Consider the following 18,538-nt stretch of genomic DNA (forward strand, 5'->3'; position numbering starts at 1 on the left):
CCTCCTTACATATTATCAATATTAGTTAATGAAAGAACCATTCCACTCTATTTCACCTTTAAACACTGTAGTAGCAGGTCCGGTCATAAATACTCCATGATCAGAATATCTAATTATAAGCTTCCCACCTAAAAGATTTACTTCAATATCTGTGTCAAAATCACAATGACCATTTAAGACTGCTGCAACAACTGCAGCGCAAGCTCCTGTTCCACAAGCTAATGTTTCTCCACTGCCACGTTCCCAAACACGCATATTAATAGAAGTGCGACTTACTATTTCAATAAATTCAGTGTTCACACTCTCAGGGAAGACAGGATTAAATTCGAATGTTGGACCTACTAATGGAAGATTAATAGATTCTATATTTTCAGTTATAATTACGCAATGAGGATTTCCCATAGATACAGTAGTAATATGGTAGTTTTCATTTTCAATCGTAAATGGCATATTCACTATACTTTCAGTTTGATCGATTAAGATAGGTAATGCGGAAGGATTTAAATTCGGTTTTCCCATGTCAACAGTAGCAGAAGTCATTTTGTTATTATCGGCAAAAACTTGAATAATTTTTACACCACTTAAAGTATCAATATTCATCGTATTTTTCGGGACAATCTGATAATCATATAAATACTTTGCAACACAACGAATGGCATTACCACACATTTTACCTTCACTACCATCCGCATTAAACATTCTCATTTTTGCATCCGCAATATCAGATGGGCATATTAATACAACACCATCTCCACCAATTCCAAAATGTCTATCTGAAACTAAACGACTAAGTCCTTCAGGATTTTCGATCATGTTTTCTAAACAATTTATATAGATATAATCATTTCCACAGCCATGCATTTTTGTAAATGTAATATTCATTATTTGAAATCTCCTTATTAATACAATTTCATTCATTATAGTTACTACAAACCAACATGGTCAATGGATGACTATAGAAAAAACAGTCGCAAAAGTAGATATTATTGCGACTGCCATTATTTTTTTATGGTGTTTTTGTATTAAAGGTGTCTCCACCTTGAATTGTTCCGTTTTCAAAACCTTTATAGAACCAGCTTTTTCGTTGTTCTGAAGTACCATGCGTAAAACTTTCGGGAACGACATAACCTCTTGCTTGCTTTTGCAATGTATCGTCTCCGACAGCACTTGCTGCAGTCAATGCTTCTTCTAAATCACCTTCTTCCAAGTAACCTAATCCTTGTGCATGCTTAGCCCATACACCCGATAAATAGTCAGCTTGCAGTTCGAATCGGACAAGGTATTTATTGAATTCCTCTTCGCTCAATTTTTGGCGCAATGGCATTACTTCTTCCGTTGTTCCCAAAAGTGTTTGGACGTGATGTCCCACTTCATGAGCTATCACATATGCCATCGCAAAATCACCAGGAGCATTGAATTTTTCTTGTAACTCCTGATAAAAGCTTAAGTCAATATAAAGCTTTTGGTCACCTGGACAATAAAAAGGACCTACAGAGGCTCCCGCTGCTCCACATGCTGAATTTACACTGCCCGAATATAGTACAAGCGTCGGTTCCACATATTCCAGACCGTTTTCCTCAAATATTTCTGTCCAAACCTTTTCGGTATCTGCTAATACTACCGATACAAATTCTGCTAATTCTTTTTCTTGAGCACTTTCTTCATAGGGGATTGTACTTGATTGTTCCGAAGTTCCAAGATTTCCAATAATATCACCCGGATTCCCGCCAAGAAAGGAAAGTATAATTACAATAATTAATCCAAGCCCCCCTCCAACACCGGCTATCGCTTTTCCTCCGCTCATACCGCGCCGGTCTTCTACATTAGAGCTTCCAGCTCGTCCCTTCCATTTCATTTATCTCACTCCTTTTCATCAGACTGTTGACAAACGCTTTATCCTACCATGAGATCTTACAGTCTGGGGAGGCCTTTGAAAACTGTCTTTATCAACAAACGGAATTACATGTATATTGTCTTTATACCCAAAATTTATAAAATTAGACATCCATCTTGGATGGTTTGGATTATAATGTAATAAAGGGGAGTGTTTATCATGCTTATTAAACCGAAAATGCTTCGAGCTGGGGATAAAGTAGCGACAATTAGTTTGTCATGGGGTGGAGCTGGAGAACCTGAATTGAACTGGCGATATGAGCAGGGTGTCGAACGACTAGAAAAGGTATTTGGGTTAGAAGTAGTATCTATGCCAAATAGCTTAAAGGGTGCGGAGTATTTATATGATAATCCAAAAGCACGAGCAGAGGATCTGATGAATGCCTTTAAGGATTCTACCATAAAAGGGATTGTTTCCAATATCGGTGGGAGTGAAAGTATCAGACTATTACCTTATATTGATTTTGATGTCATCCGTAATAACCCGAAGATTTTTATAGGTTATTCAGATGCAACAGTAACTCATTTATTTTGTCATAAAGCTGGAATTTCATCATTTTATGGCCCTGCAATACTGACAGACTTTGCTGAAAATGTAGAGATGCATGCGTATACGGTAGAGGCTGTGAAAAAGACTTTGTTCACAAATGAAATAATCGGAGAAGTTAAACCAGCGCCTGAATGGACGAGTGAACGATTAGAATGGCTTATAGAAAACAAAGATAAACAACGTAAAATGAATCCAAATCAAGGCTATGAATTGCTGCAAGGCTCTGGAGTCGTGCAAGGAAGATTAATCGGAGGATGTATCGAGGTTTTAGAGTTTGCTAAAGGAACCTCTCTATGGCCGGAAGAGTCGTATTGGAAAGACAGTATACTATTCTTTGAAACTTCAGAGGACCTACCTGAGCCATCTTATATTGAATATTGGCTAAGGAATTATGGCTCGCAAGGAATTTTGCAAAATATAAAAGGAATAGTTTTTGCAAAGCCTCAACATGAGAGATATTATGAGGAATACAAAGAATCTATATTAAAAATAATGAAGGAACTAGATTTGAATGAGTTACCAATTCTTTATAATTTGAATTTTGGTCATACGGAACCGAAATTTATTCTTCCATATGGAGCGATGGCTGAAATAGATTGTGAGAGAGTAACTTTTTCTATTTTAGATAGTGGAGTTGAGTAATTGTGTCTTCTTATATTGTAGTAGGTGGTGGGATATTAGGTGCTTCCACTGCCTATCATCTTGCAAAACATCATGCGAAAGTAATTCTCGTTGATCGAAATGATTTAGGACAGGCATCTGAAGCGGCAGCAGGAATTATATGCCCGTGGATTTCCCAACGAAGAAATAAGAAATGGTACGAGCTTGTGAAAAATGGTGCTAAATATTATAAGCAGCTCGTTGGAGAGTTGGAAGCATTAGGGGAAACATCTACTGGCTATAAAAAGGTAGGAGCAATAGCACTTCAGAATGATGAAAAAAAACTGCAAAAAATGCTTGAGCGAGCATTGGAAAAAAGAGTGGATGCACCTGAAATCGGCGAGTTAAAAATACTGTCTCGTGATGAGACGCGAGCATTGTTTCCACTTATTTCAGAGGACTTTACGTCGTTGTTTGTGGAAGGAGCAGCCCGTGTCGATGGGCGAGCTATGCGAGATGCATTAATTCAAGGGGCACAAAAGCTAGGGGCACAAGTGATTAGTGGAAATGCAGAGTTTTCTAATGGAGTTCTATTAGTAGATGGAAATCAAATAGATGCGGATACAGTCATTTTAACAGCTGGTGCTTGGGGAAATGAAGTTCCTGCAACACTGGGAGTTAATATGAAGGTGAGCTCTCAAAAAGCCCAAATCATGCATTTTAAGATAGAAAATGAATCAACGGGAGATTGGCCGGTTGTTCTTCCTCCGACGAACCAATATTTACTAACCTTTGACAATGGAAAAGTGGTGGCTGGTTCCACATATGAAGAAAACACCGGTTTCGATGTCCGTGTGACTGAGGCAGGTAAAGTAGAGTTATTAGAAAAGGCAACATATATAGCGGAATCTTTGGGGACTGCAGTAATTGAGGAAGTGCGCGTAGGGTTTAGGCCTTATACACCAGAGTTTCTACCCGTTATTGGGAAGTTACCTGGATATGAGACTATTTATTTTGCAAATGGATTAGGTGCTTCTGGATTGACTGCAGGGCCATTTGTTGGAGCTGAATTAGCTCGGTTAGCATTAGGGAAAAAAACAGTATTGGATTTAACCGCATACGCACCAGTTTAAATTATAAAGAGATGGGGCAAAAAGGATGAATTATTCTCACGTAGAAGAAGTAAATGATGTGTCGGTTGTAGATGCTTTAGAAAAAAACCTAGCGATTATTCGTTTTGATTTAAATAGGGATGTCGCATATGTAAATGATAACTTTGCTAACGAACTGGGCTATACAAAAGAAAAAGTAATGAAAATGAACCATCGGGATTTTTGTTTTGCAACATATACAAAGAGCCCAGAATATGAAATGTTTTGGAAAGAATTATTTGGTGGGAAGGCTATTCAAAACAAAGTGGAACGTAAAGACGCAAAAGGTAATAGCGTTATGTTTGAAGCAACCTATATGCCGATATTTGGAGAAAGAGGGCAAGTGTTAGGTGTTACAAAAGTTGCAACGAATGTAACTGATCGCCATCAAACCATTATGGCTGTAACAGAAGAGCTAAATGATATGTCCGAAGAGCTAAGTACTCGTGCGGAAGTAGGTATTAAAAGAAGCCAGGAGTTATTAGAAACTATTGATGAAATTGCTGCAGTTTCTAGTGAAAATACGGTTACCTTGAACAACCTACAAGTGCAAGCAGACTCTATTAAGGGCATCGTTCAAACAATTAGAGAAATCGCTGCTCAAACCAATTTACTGGCTTTGAATGCTGCAATCGAAGCCGCTCGCGCTGGTGAACACGGAAGAGGATTTAATGTAGTCGCTCAAGAAGTACGCAAGCTCGCGGCAAGAGTGGAAGCATCCATCGTCGAGGTACGTGAAAATATCGATGGAATAACAAAAGAAGTTGATAAAGTAACAATTAGTAATGGGAAGTCTCAAGCTAGCATAGAAAAAAGCCAAGAAGAAATTCGAATTGCATTAGAAGAATTCAATGACATATCCAAAGCATCAGAAAAGCTAGAAACCCAAACTGCCCAATTCATCAAACTCATCTAGCAAATAGATTACGGAAAGATTACTGGTGCCAGGCACCAGTAATCTTTTTGTAATAATTTCTTTCGGACATGGTACACTAAATAGTGGAATTGGAGGGATGGATGTTGAGTGAGCATTCAATTGTTTATATAGAAATTGAGCGGCAAATAGATTTTTATTTTCAACAGAAACAAATAGAGCTCCAATATGAGCTTCGTTTGAATATGGAAGGAATTAAGTCGGCTCGACATCAATTCGAGCTTCAGCATGTTCATGATGTTTCCCATAAGCGTTTTTCATTTGGTGGTGGGATTTTATACTTACATACCAATCAAGGTGTATTTTCCTATAAAATTCAAGATGATCCAGATCCATTTATTCAAACTTTCAAGTCTTTAAAAATAAGAAATTTATAACTTTAATTCGACAAATTTCTACATAATTTTATGAATTATTAAATATATTACAAGGTCGTTGTAATTGAAAACATTCGTGCTATAATGGGAACTATTCTAATAGCATTTTACTCGTATAATCGCAGGAATAAGGCCTGCAAGTTTCTACCGGCTTACCGTAAATAAGCTGACTATGAGTGGAAAATGAAATAAGAGAAGTAGGACTTTTTGTCGATATTTCTTTTATTTCCATTCGAAATTTTCAAGCTCGGATGACATTATTCCACTCCAAATATGGATGGGTAATGTCTTCGAGCTTTTTTGTATTTAGTAAAAATATACTTGAAGGGAATTCAAATAACATGAAATTATTAAAGGACAAGATTGCTCAAGAGGGTAAAGTTCTATCGGAAAATGTCTTAAAAGTAGATTCATTCTTAAATCATCAAATTGATCCTGCATTAATGCAAGCAATTGGAGAAGAGTTTGCTACTCGTTATAAAGATGCAGAAGTTACTAAAATAGTAACGATAGAATCATCTGGAATTGCACCTTCCATGTTCGCTGGATTAACTCTTGGTGTGCCTGTTGTATTTGCTAGAAAACGTAAATCCTTAACTCTTTCAGACAATTTATACACGTCAAAGGTACATTCTTTCACGAAAAATGAAACAAATGATATATCTATTTCACGAAACTTCTTATCAAGTGAAGATGTTGTATTGATAATTGACGACTTCCTTGCAAATGGACAAGCAGTGCTTGGCTTACTTGATATTGTAGAACAAGCCAATGCTACTACTGCTGGGGTTGGAATTGTCATTGAAAAAGGTTTCCAAACGGGTGGAAGCATTATTCGAGAACGTGGCATTCGAGTAGATTCTCTTGCTAATATCAAATCGTTAGCTAATGGAAAAGTGGAATTTTTTGAGGAGGCACCAACGCGATGAATAATGCAATAAAAAATACCGCTTTAGGCATTCAACATCTACTTGCTATGTATGCAGGAGCAATACTTGTTCCTCTTATTGTCGGGGGAGCAATCGGGCTTAACTCTGAACAATTAACCTATTTAGTAGCAGTAGATATCTTGATGTGCGGAGTTGCAACGATTTTACAAGTAATGAGTAATCGGTTTTTCGGTATAGGATTACCTGTTGTCTTAGGTTGTACTTTTACTGCTGTGGGTCCAATGATCGCTATTGGTGCTGAATACGGGGTATCTTCTATTTACGGTGCTATTATTGTTTCCGGGCTTGTTGTAATTGTAATAAGCGGTTTTTTCGGAAAGCTCGTTAAGTTCTTCCCGCCAGTAGTGACAGGTTCTGTTGTGACTATTATCGGGATAACTCTAATCCCTGTTGCAATTAATAATATGGGTGGAGGACAAGGTGCAAGTGACTTCGGTTCCATTCCAAATATTTCGTTAGCATTTGGAACATTAATTTTTATCGTCTTGTTATATCGATTTGCTACTGGATTTATTAAAGCTATTTCTATTTTACTAGGAATTATCGCAGGAACAGTCGCTGGAGCATTTATGGGGAAAGTAGATTTCACCCCGGTAAGAGAGTCTGATATTTTCCATATGATTCAACCATTTTACTTTGGGACACCGACTTTTGAATGGTCCCCAATTATTACGATGACTTTGGTTGCCATCGTTTCTTTAGTTGAGTCTACAGGTGTATATTTTGCACTTGGTGATATTCTAGATAAAAAAATCAAAAAAGAAGATTTAACGAAGGGTTATCGCGCAGAGGGAATCGCTGTTTTACTTGGAGGTATTTTCAATTCATTCCCATATACAACCTTTTCACAAAACGTTGGACTAATGCAAATCTCTGGTGTGAAAACGAAAAACGTTATTTATATCACTGGAGGAATGTTGATCGCTCTTGGTTTTATTCCAAAAATTGCTGCACTTACAACGATTATTCCTACATCTGTATTAGGTGGAGCGATGATTGCGATGTTTGGAATGATTGTAGCGCAAGGTATTAAAATGCTAAGCACGATTATTACCGAATCTCAAGAAAACTCTATGATTATTGCATGTGCTATTGGAATCGGCTTAGGAGTAACAGTAGTGCCTGATTTGTTTGGAGCACTTCCAACAAGCATTCAAATTTTAACGAGTAATGGGATTGTAGCTGGAAGTATGACAGCGATTATATTAAATATATTATTCAATATGCTTCCTTCGAAAAAAGTAGTAAAACTATAAAATTGGTCTTTAAAATGAAATGTCGCCTACTTGTAGGTGGCATTTTTTATATGTGAAGATACAAGAGTAATAAAACATGCTATTTTGCTCCTAGATACGGTGTCATCAAAATAGTAGGTTCTAATCGCCAACCTGTTACTGAATTGATTTTTAGAATATGAAGGAGCTTTGCACAAGTGTAGTGCCTTCGCCTTTCCTTCAGCGATAAAAACAAAATATCTTAAACTTAAAGTATTTTGTAACTAATTTGTAACTCCAATCCCTTACCATTGGTCAAACTAAAGGAAAGGAGCTGTTTTATTGTTAAGATTCAAAAGAATTTGGTTAGTGATTTTCTGTCTAGTGTTAATTAGTTCTATGGTCGGTTTACCTTCTATGACAAAAGCTTCAGGAGGGGTAATCTCCGGAACATATGGAGGAAAGACCTATAAATTGTATGTGCCGAGTCAATATGATTCTAGTAAGAGTTATCCATTGTATGTCATGTTGCATGGATGTACACAAGATGCAACTCAGTTTTCAACAGGGACAAAAATGAATGCGCTTTCAGAGAAAAAAGGATTTCTAGTACTTTATCCAGAGCAAAACTCTAGCGCTAACTCTAATAAGTGCTGGAATTGGTTTGAGACAAGTCATCAAAATCGCGGAAGTGGTGAGCCTAGCGTGATAGCTGGCATGGTGCAATCCATTAAATCGAATTATTCTATTCAGAATGATCAAGTATTTGTTGCTGGACTTTCAGCTGGGGCTGCAATGAGTGTCATTATGGGCGCAACCTATCCAGATGTTTTTTCGGGTATAGGAGTTGGGGCAGGATTAGAATATAAGGCGGCGACTAGCATGACGGAAGCATTTACAGCGATGTCTAGTGGTGGATCAAGTCCGGCTCAAAGAGGAAGAGATGCTTATAACGCAATGGGAAGTAGAGCTAAGCCAGTGAAGGTAATTGTATTTCATGGTACTTCTGACTACACAGTAAATAAAATAAACGGAGATCAAGTCATTTCTCAATGGGCAGTAACGAATAGCCTAGCAGCAACTGGAGCAGAAGGATGGCTAGATGATCAAGCTGATAACACTCAGATTTTACAAGTACCATCAGGAAAAAGCTATACCGTATATGATTACAAGGCACAGGATGAAAAAATTTGGATGAAAAAAGTAAACATACAAAATATGGGGCATGCGTGGTCAGGAGGAAGTTCTCAAGGAAGCTATACGGATCCACAAGGTCCTGATGCTAGTAGAATAATGTGGGAATTTTTTCAATCAGACGTAAAACCCCCTGTAACTAATCCTGTAACAACTGCAACCCCACCTGGTGGAACTTACAATAATTCCGTAAGTGTCGAGCTTATTTCTAATAAACCAGGAACGACCTACTATACAACAGATGGAACTGAACCAACTACTAACTCGCCCATATATTTGCAACCGCTTACAATAACAGAAAACACCACTTTAAAATTCTTTAGTCGGGACAATGAAAATAACTCCGAATCGGTCAAAACAGAGACGTATACAATTGAAACAGGAGATGATCCTGGAAATGAAACATCTATATCATCCATTGGGAATGAAGATGGATTTGTCGGAAAGTACACTGCAGATGGAAAGAGCAATGCAACGATTAAAGTTGGGGATAAAGGAATGTATAATACGGATACGTATAGAGGTATTTTATCCTTCGATACAAGTACACTAACAGAACCAATAGAATCTGCAAAAATAAGACTATATCCTAAGTCGAAACAAGGCACGATTTCATTACTTCGATTAGACATTAAAACTGGGGTATTTGGAAGTGGTTCAACGATTGAACAACTTGATTACTCCAATTCAGCCACCCAATCTAATATAAGTAGTTTCTCACCTGTGGAAGGTGAATATTTTGACATTAATATTCCAACCAATAGTTTATCTCTGATTAACTTAAACGGTATTACTCAATTCCGATTAAAGGCTGACACTTTAGCGGGGTTCAATTCTAATTTCATAGAGTTTTATGGAGGAGAAACTGCCGATTATGCACCTAAATTAATTATTAATAGCAATTAGGATATTTATATTACACGAAGGTATACTTCCTTCGTGTTTTTTTGTTTCTAAAGAAGTATTTGATCTGTGATAAAAGTCACTGTAATTATATTGTGGATTTGTTAGCATAAATATAAAGGGAGTCTTTTTTACTATTTTCAATAGAAAAGAGGAAAGTGATTATGTTTCTAACTAAACGAAAAAAAGTAGAACATCCGGTGGACAATCTCGTAGGGATACTGACCGTGACTGAGAAAGAAAGTTTGCGACAACTTCAATTAATAAAATTAACAAAAGAAGTACTTCAATCATTAAATGAAATGAAGTTAACTTTAGAAGACTATATTCCCCAAGCAGTAAGCCACTTTTACGATTCCATAATGGAAAATCCTCAGTTGGTGGAAATAATAAGTACCTATAGCTCACGTGTACGTTTAGAAAAAACTTTACGAAGCCACATAGCCGAATGGTTTAATGGGATAATAGATGATGATTATATTATTAGAAGAAAGCAAATAGCAAAAATGCATGTTCATATTGGACTAGAAACAAAATGGTATTTAGCTGCTTGCCACAATTTGCACAACAGTTTTATACAGGAAATTTTATTAAAGGACCTTCCAAAGCAAAAAGAGCGAATTTTTATTGATGCAATTAGTAAGATTATAAGCTATGAACAACAATTAGTTGTGGAAGAGTTTGATCGATATGCTGCAGAAAAATCAAGGGAAGAACAGGAAGAAATCAGGGAGAAAATTAAAGAAACATTAGGGAGCATTGTAAGCGTTTTAGAATATCAATCTTCTGATACAAGTATTTCCGTAGAAGAGCTTATAGGAACTACAAACACATTGAAGGTCGATGTCAAGAATGGAATTGAAACCTCTATGGAAACAATTCGTACTGCTGAAAAGGGTAAACAAACAATTGATACATTAACTAATAACACCAAAGAAATATTTGATAAAACCTCCTCTATGTCTAAAATGATCGATAAATTAAATCAGTCTTCTACAGAAATACTTAATGTCGTTAAAATTGTAAAAGACATCGCAAATAAAACAAACTTACTCGCTTTGAACTCTGCTATTGAAGCTGCAAGAGCTGGTGAATATGGAAAGGGTTTTGCGGTTGTAGCAGAGGAAGTACGAAAGCTAGCAGAACAAACAAAAAGTTCAGTGGAACAAATAGATATACTTGTAGGAGAATCGAATGAGGCACAAAGAACCGTTGTGGATGCAATTCAGGTTATTCAACAATTAGCTAATTTAGGCTTAACAGAAAGTAATCTAACTGCACAAGCTTTCTCTAATATTTCATTAATGATACAAGAAGTTGCTGCGGAGTCAAAAGTGGTTGGAACAGAAATAAATAGTTTAACGACAGCTGTTGAATCGATTGGAAATGCATCTCTCGAAATTTTAGATTCAGCAAAGCTGTTAGATAATACAATTAAGCAAATTTAGCATGTAAATCTGTTTGAAAATGCTATTTTAAAAATAATATTGTATGATGAAAATAATCAGTAAAGGGAGGGATTTACATGTTAGTAACTACAACGAATACAATAGAAGGTAAAACGATCGAAAAGTATCATGGCATCGTGAGTGGAGAAGCAATTATGGGTGCAAACGTAGTTCGTGATCTATTTGCATCTGTGACGGATATTGTGGGGGGCAGAAGTTCTGCTTACGAGAATAAATTATCAGAAGGTCGTAAAATTGCATTGGAAGATATGAAGGTTCTTGCAAATCAACTAGGTGCTAACGCTGTTATTGGGGTTGATCTTGATTTTGAAACTATTCGAGAAGGCATGATGATGTGTGTTGCCACGGGAACTGCTGTTACATACCGTGACTAATTAAAGAGGTTTTTATAAGGAGTCGTAAGCTTTTATGAGCTTACGACTTTTCTAATTTTTATACTAAATGATTCCCATACTGCAATTGATAAAACAATATTTCTACTATTTCAATATTATGGTAGAATTGTATCAGACACAAGATGTGAGGAACAGAAGATGAGAATAAGAGATTGGGATCGAGCTTTAAAAGTACGTTTATTTGGGGAGTTTTTTAGTAATTTAAGTTTTTGGATGGTGTTTCCGTTCTTAGCAATTTACTTTGCTGATGAATTTGGAACGAGTATGGCGGGGATATTGCTAGTGGTTTCACAGGTCTTTTCGGTAGGTGCCAACTTAATAGGTGGATATTGTGCAGATAGATTTGGGAGAAGGACAATGATTTTCTTGTCTGCTACCGTAGAAGGGATAGCGTTTATACTATTTGCTTTTGCTAATTCTCCATGGATGGATTCGCCAATTGTTAGTTTCATTGCATTTACGATTGCTGGGATGGCTGGATCTTTCTATCATCCGGCAAGTCAGGCGATTGTAGCAGATGTAGTACCTGAACAAGCAAGAAGTAGTGTATTTTCAGTCTTTTATACGTCCATCAATATTTCTGTTGTTATAGGACCTATTGTTGGGGCAGTTTTATTCTTTCAATATCGATTTGCTTTATTACTAGTAGCTGGTATTATATTTATCTTAGTTGGAATAGCAATAAGATTTTTAACAGAGGAAACGCTCCCTGCAGAAGTGCGAGAACAGCTTAAGGATAGCGGGAATAATAGTTGGATACAAGTAGTTGTCAATCAAATAAAAGCATATGGCTTAATAGTTAAGGATAAAGTCTTTTTTCTTTTCGTCGTTGCAGGCATTTTACTTGCTCAAACGTATATGCAATTAGATATGTTGATACCTGTTTATATGAAAGATGCGATTGATGTTCAAGTGCTCGGTAATTTATTTGGTAGAGAATGGACAGTCACTGGAGAAGGTTCATTTGGTATACTTTTATCGGAGAATGGATTATTAGTTGTGCTGTTCACTGTTTTCGTCACTAAATGGATGACGAAATATCCGGAGAAAAGCGTATTCTTTTTATCGTCTATTATGTATGCAGTTGCTATGCTGATTTTTCCACTCACAGCAAATTTTTGGGTTTTCCTTTTTGCAATGGCCGTATTCACTTTAGGAGAATTAATGACAGTAGGATTACAAGAAAGCTTTGTATCTAAACTGGCACCAGAAGACATGCGTGGTCAATACTTTGCGGCGGCTAGTTTGCGTTATACTATTGGACGGACAATTGCACCATTGGTATTCCCATTAGTAGCGTGGATCGGTTTTACATGGACTTTTGTTATTTTAGCCATTTTAGCAGTTTTAAGTGGAGTTATTTATCTAATAACATTTAAGGAATATAACAAAAGACAAAATGAAATAAGTGTATAAAATTGGACAAGGGGTGTTCTCATTGAGAACACCCCTTCAGACTGTTATTCGCTTAAGCCTTGTACGGCGCGCATTGACTGACAAACGTTTTCAAGTCAGTCTGATAGTACACCTTCGAAGAATGATAATGTTTAACAATCTAAAGAGTGTTTCTTCAATGAAAACACCCCTTGATTTGTGTATATGGTAACACATAAAATTTTGAATTTAATTTTCATCCCAATACATTGGGGAAGAATCTCCATGAAAGCCTCAGCTTTCAATGCCGCGGTAAATTGTTCCACTGGTTGCCTTCTAACCTAAGCAACGTAAACCCTACCTTCTTTTACGTCCTTGCGACCCTTTAGTCGCTCCAGTGTGAATAAGTATAATCAAAAACACATAAAGCAGAATGCCAAATTTCTTGATTTATGCACTACCAAAAATGTTAACAAACTTCATCATAGCATAAATTACATATATAGTCAATAATCTAATATACTTCTTTATTGAATGCATGCTATACTATCTCAATCTAACTTAAGGGGGAAGGTGAGAGAATGGAAGTTTGGGATATTTATGATGAAAGAAGAGAGAGAACTGGAAAATCACATATAAGAGGCGAGGAGTTGCAAGAAGGAGATTTTCATACAGTAGTTCATGTTTGGATAATGAATGAAGAAGGCGAGTTGTTAATTCAGCAGCGCCAACCGTGGAAAAAGGGATGGGCCAATATGTGGGATTGTGCTGCTGCCGGTTCTGCCCTTGCTGGGGAAACTTGTGAAATGGCAGCTATACGTGAAACAAAAGAAGAATTAGGAATTGATTTGCAAGTGGAAAAATGTGAAGTGTTATTTACAATTAAGTTTTCGCGAGGTTTTGATGATCATCTGCTAGTTAAGCAAAACGTGGATATCGACAATTTAAGCCTACAATATGAGGAAGTGGCTAATGCGAAATGGGCTACTATGGAAGAAATCTTTAAACTTGTCGAAAGCGGAGAATTTATACCTTATTCTATACTTAAAGCCTTATTTGAAATTATTCAATCTAAAATTTCCTTAAAGAAGGCAACACCACAAGATGCATTGGAGTTATTTGAGTTACAGAAAAAAGTTTTCACACCTATTTATGAAAAATATGAGGATCACAATACAAGTCCTGTGTTACAAACGTTTGAAAGATTTAAAGCTCGTTTAGAGACTGGAGACTTCTATAAAATCCATATGGATGATTTGTTAGTTGGAAGTGTCCATGTATATAAGAAATCCCCACAAGTGATGCGACTACATATGATAAATATTTTAGAAGACTGTCAGGGGAAGGGGATTGCCCAACAAGTGATGGATCGACTAGAAACTATGTACCCAGAAGCTGACAGCTGGGAACTTGACACTATTCTAGAGGAGGAAAGAAACTGCTATCTGTATGAAAAGATGGGATATGATCAAACCGAAGATAGATGGAAAGTCAATGATAAGATGACACTAGTTCACTACGTTAAAACTTCTAATATAAAACGAATGAAGGCTCTTTGATAAGAAAAGCATCCTAACTGTGTTAGGATGCTGTTTTTGTTTAACCTATCGTAACTGGTGCAAAAAATTCCTTATATAGTTCTTGTAAAATTTTATTTTCGTTACTTCTATGAACCCCAAAAGCCAAGCTCACTTCAGAGGATCCTTGATTAATCATTTCAATGTTTGCTCCTGTTCTTGAAATAGCAGTTGCTGCACGTGCTGCAAGGCCTGTATTGTTATTCATTCCTTCTCCTACAAGAACAATCATAGAAAATTCATGGCGAAAATGGACATCCTCTGCATGAAGTTCTTCTTTTACACGTTTGATAATCCGTGTTTCTTTTTCAGAAGTTAGCTGATGACTGCGGAAAATTACAGAAATATCGTCTAATCCAGACGGTGTATGATCATATGAAATGTTTTCTTCTTCTAAAATTTGAAGTAATTTTCTTCCGAATCCTATTTCTCGGTTCATCAAATACTTACTTACGTATAATATTGAAAATCCGCTATCTGCAGATATTCCTGTAATTGGTCGATGTTTTCCTTTTCTCACAGAGACGATTTTTGTTCCTGGAGCAGATGGATTATTCGTATTTTTGATGCAAACAGGTATACCAGCTTTATAAACAGGCATCAAAGCTTCATCATGGAATACGGAAAAGCCTGCGTAAGAAAGTTCACGCATTTCTCTATAGGTGATTTCTTCGATCTCCATTGGGTCGTTTACAACCCTAGGGTTTGCACAAAATACAGAGTCCACATCCGTAAAGTTTTCATATAGGTCAGCATGAACAGCCGCAGCTAAAATAGATCCAGTAATATCTGATCCCCCACGATCAAAAGTCCGTAATTGGCCATCCATTGTATATCCAAAGAATCCTGGGAATACTACTATTTCATTGACATCACTTAATTTGCTTAAGTTTTCATAAGCTTGTGGAAGAGCTAATGCACGTTCTGGATAATCATTTACTACAAGTCCAGCGGTTTTAGGACTGACATACTGAGCTGATAGTCCAATACTTGTAAAGTATGTAGAAATAAGCTTTGCATTGTTATCTTCTCCACTAGCTTTCATATTATCTATAAAAAATTCTTCGTCCGAGGTGTCTAATAATACACGTTGGCGTAAATCTTCTTCAATTACATCGCATATTGGTTGTTCTAAACCAAGACCTGCTGCAATTTCTTTATATCTATCTAATACAAGTTGAAGTTTTGCTTCTACTTCTTTTTCGTTTAAAGCTGCTGTTGCTAGATCTATAAGTAAATCCGTAACTTTTTTATCTGAATCAAAACGCTTTCCTGGTGCTGACACAACTATAAACTTTCTAGTTGGATCTGACTGGACGATTGTTGCTACTTTTTTAATCTGTTCTGCACTTGCGACAGAAGTTCCCCCGAATTTACTAACTTTCATATCATCATATCCTTACTTATTAAGTTATATTGTATTTCTAGAAAAAACAAATGATTTTATACAGTGTACAAATTATACGGTAAAACGTCAATATATTTGGTTCAAAAAGTATAATTTATTTTATGTTAAGATGTATGATTTTATTNGTTCTATAAACAATCAAAACACGAATAATAAATTTTTTTATAATTTTTTTTGCTGATTTAATTAGCGCCAAATCAGGCTTTTTTTAAGATGTTTTTAAATGATAGCGTTTTCAAGTTTTTTAACTATATTGACAATTGAAAAGAGTGAACGTATGATGGGTTTAATCTAATACAACTTAAACAATTTTGACGGAGATAAATTTTACTTTTTGGAATCTAAAGAGAGCTGATGGATGGTGCAAATCAGTGATTTCTATTGTAGAGTAGCACTCTTGAATTGGTGAACTGAACAATTATAGTAGGTTCATTCGTGTCATGCGCGTTAAGCATTTTAACTAAGATGCTGCATTATGCAGTAAATTTGGGTGGTACCGCGTGAGTTTATACAAGCTCTTCGCCCCTTACATTTATGTAGGGGGGGAAGGGCTTTTTTGCTTTTAATAAAGGAGGATAGTAACCAAGATAAAATTTGTAACACAACAAATACACATACAACAGAAGGAGAATATAAAAAATGGCTTATAATATCTTAATCAGTGATCCACTTAGCGAAGATGGTATTTATCCTTTAAGACAAGCAGAAGGATTTAATATTGTAATTGATACAGAGTTGACTCCAGAGCAACTTGGAGAAAAAATCGGTGAATTCGATGCACTTCTTGTGCGTAGCCAAACTCAAGTAACCCGTGAAATTATTGAAAAAGGTACAAACTTAAAGATTATTGGTCGCGCCGGTGTTGGGGTAGATAATATTGATTTAACTGCAGCTACTGAACGTGGGATTATTGTTGTCAATGCTCCAGACGGAAATACAAACTCTGCTGCGGAGCATACAATTGCCATGTTGATGTCACTTGCACGTAATATCCCACAAGCGTTCCATGCATTGAAAAATCAGAAATGGGATCGCAAATCATTTATTGGAGTAGAAGTGAAAAATAAAACATTAGGTGTTGTAGGCCTAGGTAGAATTGGGGCAGAGGTTGCTGCTCGCGCAAAAGGACAACGTATGAATGTAATCGCATATGATCCATTCTTAACTCCTGAAAAAGCTGAAAAACTAGGCGTTCAATTTGGGACTATCGAAGATGTTATTAAAGCTGCAGACTTCATTACAGTGCATACACCATTATTAAAAGAAACTCGTCATATAATTAATAAAGAAGCGTTTGAAAAAATGAAAGATGGCGTTCAAATCGTAAACTGTGCACGCGGTGGAATTATAGACGAGGATGCATTATACGATGCGATTGTCTCTGGTAAAGTGGCAGGTGCAGCACTAGACGTATTCGAAGAAGAACCTTTTGTTGATCATCGATTATTGACTTTACCGCAAGTTATTGCGACACCTCACTTAGGAGCAAGCACCGTGGAAGCGCAAGAAATCGTAGCAATCGACGTTTCACATGATGTTGTAAGCTTTTTAAAAGATGGGGTAGTAAAAAATCCAGTTAACCTTTCATCTGTACCAAAAGATGTGTTAGCTAAAATAGAGCCATACTTTAACCTTGTTGAGAAACTAGGCTCATTCTTAAGCGATTTGACAGACGGTGTTCCTGAAGAAGTGAACATTACGTATTCTGGTGAACTTTCTAATATCGACGTTCGACCATTATCTCGAAATGCTGTAAAGGGTCTTTTGAAAAGCAAGCTAGGCGAGTCGATCAATGATGTGAATGCAAATTTTCATGCTGATCGCATTGGGATTGTAGTAAATGAATTAAAAACAACTAAAGCAAAAGGATTTACAAGCTTAATCACGGTTGAAGTAAAAACAGCTTCAGCAACAAGAAAAGTGGCAGGAACGTTATTAAACGGATTAGGACCACGTATATTACGAGTAGATGACTTTATCGTTGATGTAGTGCCAGAAGGCCATTTATTATTTATTCGTCATAAAGACCAACCAGGAGCAATCGGTCGTGTAGGAACTCTATTAGCTGGTGAAGGTGTCAATATCGCAGCGATGCAGGTTGGCCGTTCTGAAGTGGGTGGAGACGCAATCATGATGCTTTCTATTGACAAACATGTCGAAGAAACAGGAATTGAGCAGTTGAAACAACTAGAAGATATATCAGATGCAACAACAATTGATCTTTAATGCACGTACCAATCAATTTAATAATAAAAGCTATTGATAGAGGGTACTGAAAAACTTTTCAAAGTATCTTTTAGCGAGAATGTGAACGACATTTCGTTCACATTCTCGCTTTTTGTCTGTGCCCCATTGATTTCCGTTCAAGGCGGACGCTTTCCGCCGGCATGGCTTCAGCCTCTTCCCTCGCTACGCTCGGTCCAGGGTCTTCAGCTCATGCACCTGCCGCTTCGCTTTCGGTGCAGAAAACATTTGCTATTCCGGCTGGAGTCGCCGCCTAAAACGAAAATCAACCATTGTATGCTTACAAATAAATTAAAGGAAATAAA

General features: G+C 36.7%; 15 protein-coding genes, 1 pseudogene, 1 riboswitch and 1 other annotated feature. Of the genes and pseudogenes, 13 read left to right on the plus strand and 3 right to left on the minus strand.

Annotation, left to right across the window (positions count from 1 at the left end; translation table 11 throughout):
* Positions 1-21 precede the first annotated feature (21 nt).
* Together dapF and AN959_RS19385 are read right to left on the minus strand one after the other, a co-directional pair.
* A complete protein-coding gene (gene dapF / locus AN959_RS19380) occupies positions 22-885 on the minus strand; it encodes a diaminopimelate epimerase (protein WP_216598650.1) in 864 nt (287 codons plus the stop codon).
* Positions 886-1,006: 121 nt separating this feature from the next.
* Positions 1,007-1,855 carry a neutral zinc metallopeptidase gene (locus AN959_RS19385; RefSeq protein ID WP_056833197.1) on the minus strand — a complete coding sequence of 283 codons (849 nt, stop codon included), beginning with the start codon at positions 1,853-1,855 and terminating at the stop codon, positions 1,007-1,009.
* A gap of 198 nt (positions 1,856-2,053) precedes the next feature.
* Here AN959_RS19385 and AN959_RS19390 point away from each other — a divergent pair, with 198 nt between their 5' ends.
* From AN959_RS19390 to AN959_RS21175, 12 genes and pseudogenes are all read left to right on the plus strand, one after another.
* Positions 2,054-3,085: a S66 peptidase family protein gene (locus AN959_RS19390; protein WP_056833199.1), complete on the plus strand. Its 1,032-nt coding sequence runs from the start codon at positions 2,054-2,056 to the stop codon at positions 3,083-3,085.
* Between the two features lie 2 nt (positions 3,086-3,087).
* On the plus strand, positions 3,088-4,176 hold the full coding sequence (locus AN959_RS19395) for an FAD-binding oxidoreductase (RefSeq protein WP_056833201.1): 1,089 nt from the start codon (positions 3,088-3,090) through the stop codon (positions 4,174-4,176).
* Positions 4,177-4,201: 25 nt separating this feature from the next.
* The gene (locus tag AN959_RS21975) at positions 4,202-5,110 is read left to right on the plus strand and encodes a methyl-accepting chemotaxis protein (RefSeq protein WP_056833203.1); all 909 of its coding nucleotides are present in this window, start codon (positions 4,202-4,204) and stop codon (positions 5,108-5,110) included.
* 101 nt (positions 5,111-5,211) lie between these two features.
* The gene (locus AN959_RS19405; RefSeq protein ID WP_053591978.1) at positions 5,212-5,505 is read left to right on the plus strand and encodes a hypothetical protein; all 294 of its coding nucleotides are present in this window, start codon (positions 5,212-5,214) and stop codon (positions 5,503-5,505) included.
* 91 nt (positions 5,506-5,596) lie between these two features.
* A riboswitch (purine riboswitch) is annotated at positions 5,597-5,698 on the plus strand.
* Between the two features lie 148 nt (positions 5,699-5,846).
* The gene (locus AN959_RS19410) at positions 5,847-6,434 is read left to right on the plus strand and encodes a xanthine phosphoribosyltransferase (RefSeq protein ID WP_056833299.1); all 588 of its coding nucleotides are present in this window, start codon (positions 5,847-5,849) and stop codon (positions 6,432-6,434) included.
* Positions 6,431-7,711: a nucleobase:cation symporter-2 family protein gene (locus AN959_RS19415; protein WP_156316839.1), complete on the plus strand. Its 1,281-nt coding sequence runs from the start codon at positions 6,431-6,433 to the stop codon at positions 7,709-7,711. Before AN959_RS19410 ends, AN959_RS19415 begins: the two co-directional genes overlap by 4 nt.
* A 300-nt stretch (positions 7,712-8,011) precedes the next feature.
* Positions 8,012-9,769, plus strand: a complete 1,758-nt coding sequence (locus AN959_RS19420) for a PHB depolymerase family esterase (protein WP_253278949.1) — start codon at positions 8,012-8,014, stop codon at positions 9,767-9,769.
* A 161-nt stretch (positions 9,770-9,930) separates the two neighbouring features.
* Positions 9,931-11,214 carry a globin-coupled sensor protein gene (locus AN959_RS19425; RefSeq protein ID WP_056833205.1) on the plus strand — a complete coding sequence of 428 codons (1,284 nt, stop codon included), beginning with the start codon at positions 9,931-9,933 and terminating at the stop codon, positions 11,212-11,214.
* Between the two features lie 77 nt (positions 11,215-11,291).
* Positions 11,292-11,609, plus strand: a complete 318-nt coding sequence (locus tag AN959_RS19430) for a YbjQ family protein (protein WP_056833207.1) — start codon at positions 11,292-11,294, stop codon at positions 11,607-11,609.
* 159 nt (positions 11,610-11,768) lie between these two features.
* Positions 11,769-13,046 carry an MFS transporter gene (locus AN959_RS19435; RefSeq protein WP_056833209.1) on the plus strand — a complete coding sequence of 426 codons (1,278 nt, stop codon included), beginning with the start codon at positions 11,769-11,771 and terminating at the stop codon, positions 13,044-13,046.
* A gap of 539 nt (positions 13,047-13,585) precedes the next feature.
* Positions 13,586-14,068: pseudogene (locus tag AN959_RS21825) on the plus strand (NUDIX domain-containing protein); the annotation flags it as partial.
* A 45-nt stretch (positions 14,069-14,113) separates the two neighbouring features.
* Positions 14,114-14,563, plus strand: coding sequence for a GNAT family N-acetyltransferase (locus AN959_RS21175; protein ID WP_253278953.1), 450 nt, complete (start codon positions 14,114-14,116; stop codon positions 14,561-14,563).
* 40 nt (positions 14,564-14,603) lie between these two features.
* Here AN959_RS21175 and AN959_RS19445 read toward each other — a convergent pair whose 3' ends face one another.
* On the minus strand, positions 14,604-15,968 hold the full coding sequence (locus tag AN959_RS19445) for an aspartate kinase (protein ID WP_056833212.1): 1,365 nt from the start codon (positions 15,966-15,968) through the stop codon (positions 14,604-14,606).
* A gap of 323 nt (positions 15,969-16,291) precedes the next feature.
* Positions 16,292-16,519: a binding site (T-box leader), on the plus strand.
* Between the two features lie 109 nt (positions 16,520-16,628).
* On the opposite strand from AN959_RS19445, the gene serA reads away from it, so the two are divergent.
* Entirely contained in the window at positions 16,629-18,215 is a 1,587-nt protein-coding gene (gene serA / locus AN959_RS19450) for a phosphoglycerate dehydrogenase (RefSeq protein WP_056833213.1), read from the plus strand.
* Positions 18,216-18,538 lie beyond the last annotated feature (323 nt).

This window comes from Psychrobacillus sp. FJAT-21963 (assembly GCF_001420585.1).
Lineage (GTDB): Bacteria > Bacillota > Bacilli > Bacillales_A > Planococcaceae > Psychrobacillus.